We start from the raw sequence: 12202 nt of genomic DNA, 5'->3' as shown, positions 1-12202 counted from the left end.
CGCAGGAATGCGATGACGCCTTGCGGGCTCTCCTTGGTCTATGATGCAGCCTTGAACTTCGGCGCGGCCGCTCGCGGCTTGCCCATCCTGGCCAGCGCCTCGGTCGTCACGAGCTTCAGGCCCTCGGCCGCGTCGTAGCCATGGATCTCCTTCACATCCAGCTTGCGCATGAAATCGATGGTCTCCTGCGTGATGACCTGGCCAGGGACCATGATCGGGAAGCCCGGCGGATAGGGAATCACGAAGTTGGCGGAGACGAGATCGGGCCCGTTCTTCAGGCGCCTGTCGATCTCGGGATCGTTCAGGCGAATATATTCGCATCCCGCGGCGTCATAAGCCGAATAGAACCCGCCGCGGATGTCGCCCTCATTCGTCTTCGTGCCGGCATCGCCGCGATAGGCGTCGTGGAAATGCGAGAAGTTCGGCAGGTCGGGTACATCCTTCATCAGGCTGTTGACCCGTATGTCGAAGTCGACCCTGGCGTTCGCACCGCCCTTGGCCAGGCCGCGGTCGATTTCACCGGAGATTTCGGCCAGCACCCGGACGAGATGCGCGACGTCGCTTCGCGTATTGTTGATGTTGGACTGGATCAGGACCGAGTTGCGCGAGGTCTTGTTGACCTGGATATTGTAGCGGCTGGCGAGCAGCCCCTTGAACGACGTTCCGTCGTACCCGGCGGTGCCGCAGACCAGCGTCATGCGGGTCGGATCGAGGCAGAACTCGTCGTCGTTCAGGCTCTTCAGGGCGCTCGCCCAGTTGGTCCCGGCCGCCAGATAGTCGGTGAATCCGCTCTGGCGGTATTGCCCCGGCACCATGGCATCCGCGCCGAGAACGCGGAAATATCTTGAAATCAACGGATTGGTGTTGACCGCATTGCGGATGGCGAACGCGATCTCCATGGCATTGGCCACCAAACCGTAACCCTCGAGCTCCATCTGCCGGCGCGAGACGTCGAGGCTGGCGATCAGCTGCTGGTTCGGGCTGGTCGAGGCGTGCGTGAATACGGCCTCCTTGAACTGCGCTTCGACGGTGTGGAATTCGATATCCTTGACCGCCAGCATCGAGCCCTGGCGGATCGCCGACATCGACTTGTGAGTCGAGTTGGTCTGGTAGACGCGCAGCCGGATCTGGCGCGGATCGGGGATCAGCCTGGTCTTGAGCAGAACCTCGTCGGACGGATCCTTGCCTAGCTCGGCCTGCTGTTTCTCATAGGCCGCAACCGACTTGGGATCGCGCATCCAGGCTTCGATCTCGTTCGCCGCGCCCATCGCGGTTCGCCGCCTCAGGAATGGTGAAAACCGCGCGAAGCCGAACCACGCCTCGTCCCAGAGGAAGATCAGGTCAGGCTTGATCGCGAGGCATTCCTCCATCACCCGCCGCGTGTTGTAGATGTGGCCGTCGAAGGTGCAATTGGTCAGGTCGATCATCTTGACCCGGTCGAGCCGGCCATCGGCCTTCGCGTTCAGAAGCGCCTGCTTGATCGTCTGCAACGGCACAGCACCGTACATCGAGTATTCCGTCATCGGGAATGCCTCGACGTAGAGCGGCTGCGCGCCGGCCAGCACCATCCCGTAATGGTGCGACTTGTGGCAATTGCGGTCGACGATTGCGATGTCGCCGGGGCCCAGCAGCGCCTGCACGGCCATCTTGTTGGATGTCGAGGTGCCGTTGGTCACGAAGTAGACGCGGTCGGCGCCGAGCGCGCGCGCGGCCTTCTCCTGCGCCTTCTTGATGTTGCCGGTCGGCTCCAGCATGCTGTCGAGCCCGCCGGTGGTCGCGCTGCTCTCGGCAAGGAACAGGTTCAGCCCGTAGAACTCGCCCATGTCGCGGATCCAGTCCGACTTGAACACGGACTTGCCGCGCGCGATCGGCAGCGCGTGGAAGGTGCCGATCGGCCGCTGCGCATATTTCTTCAGATTGTCGAAGAACGGCGTGTCGAACCGATCCTGCACGCCCTCCAGAATTGAAAGGTGCAATTCGAGGATATCCTCGACCGAGTAGAACACCCGGCGCACCACATCGGCTTCGGGATTGCCGGCCAACTCCTCGACGTCGCGATTGGACATGAGATAGAGGTCAAGCTCGGGACGCACCCGCTTCAGGATATGAGCCAACCGCAGCGCGGACGCATCGGACTCGTCGTTCAGCCCCATGGCGCCGGTCATGGCACGAAGCACGGGCGCATCGTGGCGCGAGCGCAGCCCGAAGCCTTCATTGATCACCACCGCCGCAATGTTGGGGTTCAGCATTGCCGCACAGAAGGCGTCCTCGAGGTTGCCCACCACCACGGGCTCATAGATGAAGGCGTCGACCGGACGCCGCAGCTTGCGCCATTCCGCCAGGAGCCCGGGCCAGTTGTTGGCCGGCACCCCGGTCACGATCAGGGTCTCGAAGTAAGGACGGCGCGCCGCCGATTGCCCCAGGGTTGGCGGAAGCAGATCGGGAACGTCGCCATTGCCCTCGTCCTGCGTGCTCCAGTCACCTGCATGCTGGCGGAAGGATTTGGTCTGAAGTGCCTGCGCGATCCGCGTCGCAAGCATATGCGAGGTGGCGGCGTCGCCCGCCGCCGCGGCTTCCTTCAGCGCCGCCATCAAACGAAGGCCAGGGTAGCCGTGGAACTCCTCCGTCACCGCAAGCGCCGACAGCGCCGCGTCATATGCCGCACGGTTGCCGCCCCTGCTCCATACCTTCGCCGCCTCAACCAGATCGCGCCAATTGTCGGCTCGTCCGCCGGGCCCGGAGAAGAACTGGTCGATGCGCTGCTGTGCCGGCTTCGCGTCGTTGGCCATGAGTGTCTCCCGATCTCGTGATCTCAGCGCTGGTTCTGTCCAATCGTACAAACCGGGCCCGCTGCGCCCTTTGATCCAAGTCAAGCTGCAAGCTGGATTGAGACAGCCCCCCAAGCGCGGGTGATCGCGACGTCTTGCGACGCAACAAGGCTGGATTGTCGCAGCAGTCCGCACGGCCGCGCACCCTAGGTGCTTGCCTGTGGCTTCCTGTTGCTCAATACGCTGTCGAGCGTACGCATCCAGTCGCCGCTATCGGTCTTGTCGGCAAGACCATCCGCCTGAAGCAGATCCCGCAATTGCGCGTGCGCGCCCACGATGCAGAATGTGATCTGGCGCGCTGCGAGCTCCTGGTGAAGGTCGTGCAGCATGCGCGAGCCCGCAAGGTCGATGAACGGCGAGGCCGACAGGTCACAGGCCACCAGCTTGACGTCGGGCGACACCCGGAGCGCCGCCAGCACCGTTTCGAAGATCGTCTCGGCATTGACATAAAGGAGCGAGGTCTCCGGGCGGAACGCGATGATCCCGGTCAAGGGCTCGACGTCATCGTGTCGCGCCCGGTCGGAATAGCGCCCACTGCCGGCTTGACGGCCCAGAAACGCGATATTGGGCTGGGACGCCCGCAACAGCAGCAGGAAGATCGAGGCGACGGCCGCCAGCAGCACGCCCTGCAATATCCCGAGGAACAGCACGGACACCAGCGCGATGATTGCGGCATAGAAATCGATCCGGCTGATCCGCCACATTCTGGCCAGCGCCGAAATATCGACCAATTTGTAGACGGCTGAGAAAACGATCGCGGCGAGCACGGTCTTCGGCAGATTGGTCAGCAGGCCGGTGAAGAACAGCAGGCAGAGTGCGAGGGTTGCCGAACAGAACACCAGCGCCAGTGGCGTGCGTGCGCCGGCGGCGTCGTTCACGGCCGACTGCGACAACCCGCCGGCGACGGGATAGCCATGCCCGAAGGCTGCGGCGAGATTGGCCGCGCCGAGTCCCAGAAACTCTTGCCTGACATCCAGCGGGTAGCCGTGCTTTGCCGCAAAGCTTCGTGCGGCGGACACCCCTTCCACATAGGCCAGCACGAGGCATCCGGCGGCGATCGGAAAGAGATCGTCAAATTCGAGCAGACCAAATGTCGGTAGCGAAAGTGTCGGCAAGCCGGTTGGGATCGCTCCGGTCACCGGCAAGCCCAGTTCTGCCAGCCCGAATGCGCTGGCCGCGAGGATCGACAGCGCGACCACCGCGAGCCCAACGGGCTTTCCGGGCAGCCTCTTCTCGCCGAGCAGGAGCAGCACCGTCGCAGCCACACCAATGCCGAGCACCAGCGGCCTGGTCTCGCCTAGCTGGCCGACAAGCTTGATCACGCGGTCGAAGAAGTTGTGGCCGCCCCCAGCGACGCCGAACAGGCTGGGCAGCTGGCTCATGATGATGGTGAGGCCCGCTCCGGCCTTGAAGCCCACCAAAATGCTATCGCTGATCAACCGCACCAGCAGGCTGAGCTTGAACAGCCAGGCGATCAGGCAGAGCACTGCGACGCTGAAGGCAACGAGACTGGCAATCTGCCCATAACGCGTGGCATCGCCGCCGGCCAATATGCCGACGGCGCCGGCGATCATCAGCGAGATCGCCGAGGTGGGTCCGACCGCGAGCTGCCGGGACGAGCCCAGCAGGGCGTAACCCACGCCGCCGAGCAGATAGCCATAGACGCCGATCTGCGGCGGCAGACCCGCGAGCCCCGCATAGGCCAGCGACACCGGGATCGCGTAGGCCGCCAGCGTGACCCCGGCGATTGCGTCCGCCCCAAGCCAGGATGCGCGGTAGTCGGCGAGCCAGTTCGCCGGCGGAAACCAGCGCATCCAACTCGTCTCTGCCTGGATCGACATCAAGCCCGCCGTATGACGCAACAATGGTCGCATGTGGTTGCGCCGGCGGGTCCGATGCGCGTTGATTCAGATCAAGCCTTGCAGCCCTCAATGTGCTTCAGATCTTGCGCGGCTCGATCGTCGTGACCTGCACATTTGCCAGATGACTGCCGGAGCGCATGGCATGCGTCAGCACCGCTTACGGACCCTCGCAACCGCAGCGCTGCTGCTGCTTGGCCTGACCGCTGCAGCACGTGCCGATGACCAACAGTCACCCCAGCGCATCCAGGAAGAGATCTGGGTGTTGCCGACGCCGCTGCCAATGTTCGCCTATCTGGTCCGTCCGCTCGGCGACGGTCCTTTCCCGCTGGTCATCATGAACCATGGCGTGTCACTGAACGCCAGGGATCGCAGCTTTTTCCCGCTGGTCGAATTCCGCGATGCCGCAATGTGGTTCGCGCGGCGCGGCCACCTCGTGGTGGCGCCGGTCGGGACCGGCTATGGCGCGGCAGCCATCGATGTTCCCGAACGCGGTCTTTATGGCCCGTTCTTCTCCAAGATCGGGAAATGCACCAATCCCAATTTCCTCGATCCGGGCCTCGCCGTCGCGCAGGTCGATCTCTGGATCATTGATTACATGGCCACCGAAAAGCGCACCTTGCCGAAGGACGTCATCGTCGTCGGACAGTCGGCCGGCGGCTGGGCGGCGATCGCCCTGTCGAGCCTCAATCCGCCGCAGGTCAAGGCCATCATCACCTTCGCGGCGGGCCGCGGCGGCCGTGTCGACGGCAAGCCCAACAACAATTGCGCTCCCGACAGACTGGTCGAAGCGACCGGCGCGCTTGGCCACACGTCGCGGGTGCCGATGCTGTGGCTCTACATCGAGAACGACACGTTCTTCGGCCCGGCCCTGTCAAAGCGAATGCACGAGGCCTTCTCGCGCGCCGGCGGTCGTGCCGAGTACCATCTTTTGCCGCCGTTCGGCGACGAAGGGCATTTCCTGATCGGCTCTCCCGATTCCATTCCCACATGGTCGCCTTTGGTCGAACGATTTCTCAACAAGGTTCGCTAGGCGGCCGTTCCCGCTGGAGGAGCATCCATGGTCCGACTTGGTGCCTTGGCGAAGTTGGTGCTGCTTGCAACCGGCATCAGTGCTGCCCACGGTCAACAGACGCCCTCACCGCCGGCAGCGGTGAAGGACGGTGGCGAAGTGGCCCCGCGGGGGACACGCGCGCCGGTGCGAGACATCAAGTATGGCGAGTGGCGAAAGCTCTGCTTCAATGCTGCCGGCGCCAAGACATTATGCCGGACGACGATCACCGGCACCTTCCCAACCGGGCAGACGGCCGTTCGCGTCGATCTGATCGAGCGAGAGGACGGCAGCAACCGCGTCCAGCTGTTCCTGCCGGTCGGGATGTATCTGCAGGCTGGCGTCAAGCTATCGGTCGACCAGAAGGCCGTTCATCGGCTTCCCTACACCTGGTGCGCGACCAACATGTGCATCGCGGCCGATGTTGCCGATCCCAAGCTTCTCGAGGACATGGATGGCGGAAAGACGCTCTCGATCGAGGTGGTCGACACCAGCATTCTGACGATGACGACATCGGTGCCGCTCGACCGATTTGCGACCGTGCGCAAGGGGTCACCCGCGTTGACACTCGATCAAGCCATCGATGAATGATCGAGACCGGCAGCCGCTAGACCACGCCAGCCAACAGCCGCTCAAGCGGTTGGATCAGCGAATTGGCCGTGAATGGCTTGGTCAGATAGGCCGCGCATCCCGATGCCATTGCCGCCATGCGCGTCGCCGGGTTGTCATTGCCGGTGATGTAGATGACGGGGATTTCGATGCCCTGATCCGCCAGGCGGTGCCGCAGTTCGATCCCGGACCCATCGCTGAGATTGATGTCCAATATCAGACAAACCGCGCTGTCAAAGCTGCCATGTCTCAGCAACGCGCTTCCGGTCTCGAACAGCCTGGAAGCAAATCCACACTCCCGTAGAAGCCGTCCGATTCCACGGAGCATGGAGGGATTATCATCCACGACGAAAACGAGTTTCGCGGTCGGCAAATCCTGGAGCCTCTACCTATCGCTGAATGACCTTCGCCCGCGTATGGATAAAGGGCATGTCAAGCGGCTACCGGCGCGCAATATTCTCGCGGCCACGATCGGAGATACGCTGCGTCACAGAGCTTTCATATTGTACCATGGGACAGGAGGGCAGAGCTGTCCGGCAGATCAAGCCTTGACTTCGCCCCCGGACGCGCGCGTGCCGAGCTGCTCCGCGATCGAAACCAGCTCGGCAAGTGACTGCACCTGCATCTTCTCCATGACCTGGTGACGATGCGCCTTGATCGTGCGTTCGGTCGTGCCAAGCTCGTGGGCAATCTGTTTGTTGATCCGACCGCACACAATCAGATCGAACACCTGCCGCTCGCGTGGGGTCAACTTCGCCAGCAGCGCACGCAGTGAGTCGAGCCTGGTTCGCTGGCCACGGGCCAGTTCGTGCCGCGCAACGGCGCGATTGATCGCCTCGATCAGCTGTTCCGACGCGATCGGCTTGGTCAAAAAATCTTCGGCACCTGCCTTGATCGCCTGGACGGTCGTCGCTGTGTCGGCATATCCGGTCAGGAAAACGATCGGGAGTGTCGACCCCAGCTCGTTGAGGCGACGCTGCAGCTCCGGACCACTCATTCCGGGAATGCGTACGTCCAGCAGGATACAGCCGGTCTCCTCGTCATCGGGCAATTGGTCGAGCAATTCCCGGGCCGATGCATACGTAGCAACCCGATAGCCTGCAAGTTTGAGCCGGCGCTCGAGCGCTGTACGAAACGAGGCATCGTCGTCGACTATGTGCACGTAAGCGTGCATTATTGCTCCACCGCCTGCCGATCGCCGCTACTCATTGAATGACCATCAGCCGTGGCTGAAAATACTGCGTTGGTCGTAAATCGAACCTTGCACCTCGGCAAGCAAGACCCAAACGCGCTACGCCGCCAGTGGCAGTGAGAGGTGGAATACCGCGCCTCCTCCGGACTGGTTCTCGGCCCAGAGCTGACCGCTATGCGCCAGAACGATCGTCCGCGCGATGGACAGGCCGATGCCCATGCCCTGCTCCTTTGTGGTGAAGAACGGATCGAAGATGTCGTTCAACCTGTCCTGGGGAATTCCCGGCCCGGAATCGCTGATGGAAATCACCGCCGATGCGTCCCCATTGACCTCCGTACGACCGATGATGGTGCGCCCGTAGGGCATTTTGGCCATCGCGTCCATGCTGTTGACCACGAGGTTAAGAATGACCTGCTGCAGCTGGACGGGGTCGCCTTTCACCCGCAGGGTCTGCGGTGAGGTCTGCAGGTAGATTGCGACGTTGCGCGCCGAGGCCTGCAGCTTGAGGAAATCGAATGCTTCCCGCATGGTCTGGTTGAGGTCGATCTCCTTCTTCTCAAATGGCGCACGCTTCAGCAGGCTGCGCATCCTGCGGATCACCTCGCTTGCCCGCAGATCATCGCGCTTGATGTCCGAAATGATTTCCCGCACCTCCTGAAGGTCGGGCGTCGGCGAACTGAGGATCAGCTCCGCGCTCTCGGCATTGGTCAGGATCGAGCCCAGCGGCTGGTTGAGCTCATGAGCGATCGAGGACGAGAGTTCTCCCGCAGTCGCCTGCCGATTGATATGGGCGAGCTGAGACAGGCGATTGCGGGCTTCGACTTCGGCACTCCGCCGCATGTGACGCTCATGTAGCAGAAACGCAATCAGAGTTGTTTGAACCAATAATGCCGTGGCCAGGGCGACGGCCCGCCAACGATATTTTTCCAGGAAGGTCGGTTCGCGGAAGCGAATCTCGCTGCCTGGTGGCAGGTTGGCTTCGCTGACGTTCCAGCGATGCATCTGCCGCCAGTTGAAAATGGGCTTCACGGTATCGACAGCCGACGGCGGCAAGCTTTCCGGCGACTCGCCGTCCAGTATCCGCAGTGCCCTCCGCGCTGCGTCGGCGCCGATCGCGGACGGGACAATCACGAAACCGCCGATCCCGCCCGCATCGAGGAAAGTCTCCGCTGCGACGACGATAGGGCGATTGGCTCTTGCGGCGACAAAAGTGAGGGCATCCGAGGGCGGATAGTAGTTGCCCTTCCCGTCGCTATAGAGGCCCGTGTAGATGATCGCGCTATGGTCGGGAAGCGCTGCAACCTGCTCGACGATATCAGGCATCGGACGCCCGATGATCTCGATGATGTCGAGGCCCGGAATGCCCGCCGCGGCCCGGTCCTTCCAATTGCGAAACAGAACCTGCCGCTCCCAGTCCGCACCGACGAGCACGACAGTCTTGAGCTCCGGCACGACGGCGCGAGCAGCCGTGACGGCATCCTTGAGCTTCGACGTCACGACGCCGCCGGTGACATTGGCAGGCGGCCGCAATCGCTTGAAATCGGCCTCTTCGACCAGCGCAAACACGATCGGCGTATCGGGCCAGAGCTGCGGACGCCAGCGCAGCGCAAGCTCAAGCGCAGCCGCTCCAATGGTGACCACCACGCCGATCGGCCGATCGCGATATTTCGCCTCGAGAAACCGCCGGAAATCCTCCTGATAGGCTTCGCCACCGAAACGATTGAGATCGAGGCTTTCCGTGTAGACGGTGGTCGGGGCGTGACCGTGGGCGCTCACCGCATCCCTTAAGCCAACGAACACCTGGTAGTAAAAGGGGCCACGCCGATCAGACTGGTCCAGCACCAGCATGGAATGCGGGCGCATCGCTTGCGCCCGGAGCACAGCCGGCGCCAACAGCGCAGCCAGCAGGATGACCAGTCCAGAGAGCCGAATTGCCTTGCCCATAGCGTTCGGAGCCGGAGACCAACGGGTTCAAAAAATAGCACCCGGTTATCGGCGTGAATATTGAAAAGTAATCTAAGATGGTGCGCATCAATTGCGAACAAATTGCCGCATTTGGCGCACCCTGTCCTTTAGGACAATGACCTCAAGACCAATAGAGACTGGCCGGGCCCTGTCGTAGTCATTGCGCGCGGACAAGCATTTTGAGCCGCCGCGGACGCTGCAACAGTCGTTACCCAAGAGAGTTAGTCCATGTTCGCTCGCCTCAATGTCAGACCGGCCAATGTACCAAGCATCCTCGGTGGGCTGACCGCCCGGCACGCCAACTGCACCACCAGCGAATTCCACTACAGGAAAGGCACCGAGATCTACGGGGAGAAGGAGCCGGCGGAGTACGTCTACCAGGTCGTTTCGGGGGCAGTCCGCAGCTACAAGCTGCTCTCCGACGGACGCCGCCAGATCGGCGCCTTTCACCTTGTCGGAGACATCTTCGGCCTCGAGAATGCCGAAACCCACCGCTTCACCGCCGAAGCCATCGTCGACACGAACGTGCACCTGATCAGGCGGATGAGCCTCGAACGCGTGGCCGATTCCGATTTCGCCCTGGCTCGCAACCTGCTGGTCATGACCACCAGCAACCTGCGGCATGCCGAGGAGCACATGCTGCTGCTCGGCCGCAAGACCGCATTGGAGCGGGTTGCCGCGTTTCTGCTCGAAATGGATCGCCGGCTGACCGGAGTCGGCGTCGTCGCCTTGCCGATGTGCCGGCGCGATATTGCCGACTATCTCGGGCTGACGCTCGAAACCGTGTCACGTGCGCTGTCCAAGCTGCACGCCTACGGCGCGCTCAACTTCCTTGGCTCGAACCAGCGCGAAATCATGCTGGTTGACCGCGACCAGCTGTCCAGGCTGGACAACTGACCGCGAGGTCAGGGGGATTTCGTGAGCGCCTCCTGGCGCTCGATGGTCTTTTGCAACACTTCGAACAGCACCGCGGTCGACCACCCGAACATGAGAATGCCGTTCATGGCCGCCATCGGTCCGATCAACAGCCACTGCTTGACCGGGATAACATCGCCATAGCCGAGCGTGGTGTAGTTCACGAAGGCGAAATAGAGCAGATTGCTGCCGGCGGGCGCGGCGCCGAGCACCCAATAGGCCAGGCTCCACACCACGATCTCGAGCGTGTGAGCCAGCATCAGCGCAAGCGCGGTGGCGACCATCACGCCGCTGAGCTGTAGCCCGGCCCGGCCGGCCGCGCTCAAGGCGACGTTGCGAAGCAACCCGATGGCCGCGACTGTCCAGAGCGAATGGATCGCGATGTTGATCGCGCTCACCGCTGATCCCACGAGGAGCTGAAACAGCATCATCGCTCTCCCGCCAGCCGGGCGCGGTCGTCCCGGATCCATGCCGTGATCAATTCCCAGGCGACCGCGAGAATGATTGGACCGATGAACAGGCCCACGATGCCGTGGGCAAGCGTGCCGCCGATCACGCCGACGAAGATGACGAGCGCCGGCGTGGTCAGGCCCCGCCCCATCACCAGCGGCTTCAGCACATTGTCGAGGACGCCGACGACCAGGAAGAAGAACGTGAGGGCGAGCGCCGTCGGGAAGTCCTTGGCCGACCATAGCCAGATGATAACCGGAAACAGCACGATTGCCGCCCCGATCTGCACGATCGCGAGCAGCATCACGACAAACGCCAGCAGCCCTGCGCTCGGGATCCCCGCCAGCTTGAAGCCAATGCCGGCCAGCAGCGATTGCAGGACGGCGACGCCGATCACGCCGCGGGAGACCGCCCGGATGGTCGCACCTGCAAGATCGAGGAAGTGCTCGCTCTGCTCCGGCACGATGCGGGACAGGAAGCTCCGGCACGCCGCTGCAAGCTGCGAGCCATACGGAAACAGAAATCCCGCCACGACGACCGCCAGCAGAAACTTCACCATCCCGATCCCGGCATCACTGGCAAACGCAAACAGGGTCCCGGCCAATGGCTTCAGATGCGGCACGACCTCGCGCAGCACGGCGCGCAAATTGGTCGACGCCCGATCCCAGATCTCATGGAGTGGGCCGCCGATCAGCGGCCAATCCTTGACCTCCGGCGGCGGCGACGGCACGACAACGTTGCCGGCGCCCAGTTGTTCGGCGAGCTCCTTCATCCCCTCTACAGCTCCGATTCCGAGCCAGGTCGCCGGCCCGATGACGACTCCCAGAGAGATCAAGGTCAGCACGAGCGCCGCGATGCCGGCATGGCCGCCGAGCATTGCTGCGAGCCAGGTGAAGACGGGATAGAGCGCGACCGCGAGCACCACGCTCCAGGCCAGGATCGGCACGAACGGGCTGACCAGGACGAACGACCAGTAGATCAACAGCGCCAGCAATCCGAGGCGAATTGCGAGCTGGATGAACTCGTCTCCGGTCACGAGCTGGCGAAGGGTTTTCAAGAGCGTGCTTTCGATTGAGCATCAGCTGCTACGCAGGAAGCGGTGCCATCGCCTTGCCGCGCACGGCTTGATTCAGATCAAGCGTGATGCGTCCGGACTTTCGCCGAAGAAGCGGCCCCGGTTCGGGGGCAGGAATCGGTCCGCTCCAACTTCGCCGGGATGCGTTCGCGGTCGGGATCACGAGCGCGATCGCGCCCCCATGAGGCGGCGGCCTGCCTATCCGCGGCAATTGTCCCAAGGCGAAGGATCAATCGTCCGCACCGCCCCCTCGCCACT

General features: G+C 62.9%; 10 protein-coding genes. 3 read left to right on the top strand and 7 right to left on the bottom strand.

All coding sequences use genetic code 11. The annotated features are described in order from the left end of the window. Positions 1–38 precede the first annotated feature (38 nt). Complete coding sequence (locus AC1VNY_RS05490) at positions 39–2789, bottom strand: decarboxylase (protein WP_482404433.1); 2751 nt, start codon at positions 2787–2789, stop codon at positions 39–41. Positions 2790–2974: 185 nt separating this feature from the next. After that, on the bottom strand, positions 2975–4669 hold the full coding sequence (locus AC1VNY_RS05485) for a SulP family inorganic anion transporter (RefSeq protein WP_482404432.1): 1695 nt from the start codon (positions 4667–4669) through the stop codon (positions 2975–2977). 163 nt (positions 4670–4832) lie between these two features. Between AC1VNY_RS05485 and AC1VNY_RS05480 the strand changes: the two genes are divergently transcribed. Both AC1VNY_RS05480 and AC1VNY_RS05475 read left to right on the top strand, forming a co-directional pair. Next, entirely contained in the window at positions 4833–5720 is an 888-nt protein-coding gene (locus tag AC1VNY_RS05480; RefSeq protein ID WP_482404431.1) for a dienelactone hydrolase family protein, read from the top strand. Between the two features lie 27 nt (positions 5721–5747). Beyond that, entirely contained in the window at positions 5748–6329 is a 582-nt protein-coding gene (locus tag AC1VNY_RS05475) for an invasion associated locus B family protein (RefSeq protein WP_482404430.1), read from the top strand. A gap of 16 nt (positions 6330–6345) precedes the next feature. On the opposite strand, the gene AC1VNY_RS05470 is transcribed toward AC1VNY_RS05475, so the two are convergent. The 3 genes from AC1VNY_RS05470 to AC1VNY_RS05460 all read right to left on the bottom strand — a co-directional run bounded on the left by AC1VNY_RS05470 (position 6346) and on the right by AC1VNY_RS05460 (position 9483). Then, positions 6346–6693 (bottom strand): response regulator transcription factor, encoded by a 348-nt coding sequence (locus AC1VNY_RS05470; RefSeq protein WP_482404510.1) that lies wholly within the window; start codon positions 6691–6693, stop codon positions 6346–6348. A gap of 195 nt (positions 6694–6888) precedes the next feature. Continuing rightward, the gene (locus AC1VNY_RS05465) at positions 6889–7521 is read right to left on the bottom strand and encodes a response regulator transcription factor (RefSeq protein ID WP_080687042.1); all 633 of its coding nucleotides are present in this window, start codon (positions 7519–7521) and stop codon (positions 6889–6891) included. A gap of 117 nt (positions 7522–7638) precedes the next feature. Continuing rightward, positions 7639–9483 carry a sensor histidine kinase gene (locus AC1VNY_RS05460; protein WP_482404429.1) on the bottom strand — a complete coding sequence of 615 codons (1845 nt, stop codon included), beginning with the start codon at positions 9481–9483 and terminating at the stop codon, positions 7639–7641. 249 nt (positions 9484–9732) lie between these two features. On the opposite strand from AC1VNY_RS05460, the gene AC1VNY_RS05455 reads away from it, so the two are divergent. After that, complete coding sequence (locus tag AC1VNY_RS05455) at positions 9733–10401, top strand: helix-turn-helix domain-containing protein (RefSeq protein ID WP_482404428.1); 669 nt, start codon at positions 9733–9735, stop codon at positions 10399–10401. Between the two features lie 8 nt (positions 10402–10409). Here AC1VNY_RS05455 and AC1VNY_RS05450 read toward each other — a convergent pair whose 3' ends face one another. Together AC1VNY_RS05450 and AC1VNY_RS05445 are read right to left on the bottom strand one after the other, a co-directional pair. After that, complete coding sequence (locus tag AC1VNY_RS05450) at positions 10410–10847, bottom strand: potassium channel family protein (protein WP_028345020.1); 438 nt, start codon at positions 10845–10847, stop codon at positions 10410–10412. Beyond that, complete coding sequence (locus AC1VNY_RS05445) at positions 10847–11926, bottom strand: AI-2E family transporter (RefSeq protein ID WP_461191692.1); 1080 nt, start codon at positions 11924–11926, stop codon at positions 10847–10849. Before AC1VNY_RS05445 ends, AC1VNY_RS05450 begins: the two co-directional genes overlap by 1 nt. Positions 11927–12202 lie beyond the last annotated feature (276 nt).

The sequence above is a fragment of the Bradyrhizobium ferriligni genome (assembly GCF_056837965.1).
The sequence above is the reverse complement of the archived record's forward strand: the minus strand, read 5'-3'. Positions and strand labels throughout refer to the sequence as shown.

What these genes read in the sequence shown, in the direction of transcription:
- AC1VNY_RS05490 (WP_482404433.1), bottom strand. Translation starts at nt 2,789, where the DNA reads ATGGCCAACGACGCGAAGCCGGCACAGCAGCGCATCGACCAGTTCTTC.
- AC1VNY_RS05485 (WP_482404432.1), bottom strand. Translation starts at nt 4,669, where the DNA reads ATGTCGATCCAGGCAGAGACGAGTTGGATGCGCTGGTTTCCGCCGGCG.
- AC1VNY_RS05480 (WP_482404431.1), top strand. Translation starts at nt 4,833, where the DNA reads ATGCGTCAGCACCGCTTACGGACCCTCGCAACCGCAGCGCTGCTGCTG.
- AC1VNY_RS05475 (WP_482404430.1), top strand. Translation starts at nt 5,748, where the DNA reads ATGGTCCGACTTGGTGCCTTGGCGAAGTTGGTGCTGCTTGCAACCGGC.
- AC1VNY_RS05465 (WP_080687042.1), bottom strand. Translation starts at nt 7,521, where the DNA reads ATGCACGCTTACGTGCACATAGTCGACGACGATGCCTCGTTTCGTACA.
- AC1VNY_RS05460 (WP_482404429.1), bottom strand. Translation starts at nt 9,483, where the DNA reads ATGGGCAAGGCAATTCGGCTCTCTGGACTGGTCATCCTGCTGGCTGCG.
- AC1VNY_RS05455 (WP_482404428.1), top strand. Translation starts at nt 9,733, where the DNA reads ATGTTCGCTCGCCTCAATGTCAGACCGGCCAATGTACCAAGCATCCTC.
- AC1VNY_RS05450 (WP_028345020.1), bottom strand. Translation starts at nt 10,847, where the DNA reads ATGCTGTTTCAGCTCCTCGTGGGATCAGCGGTGAGCGCGATCAACATC.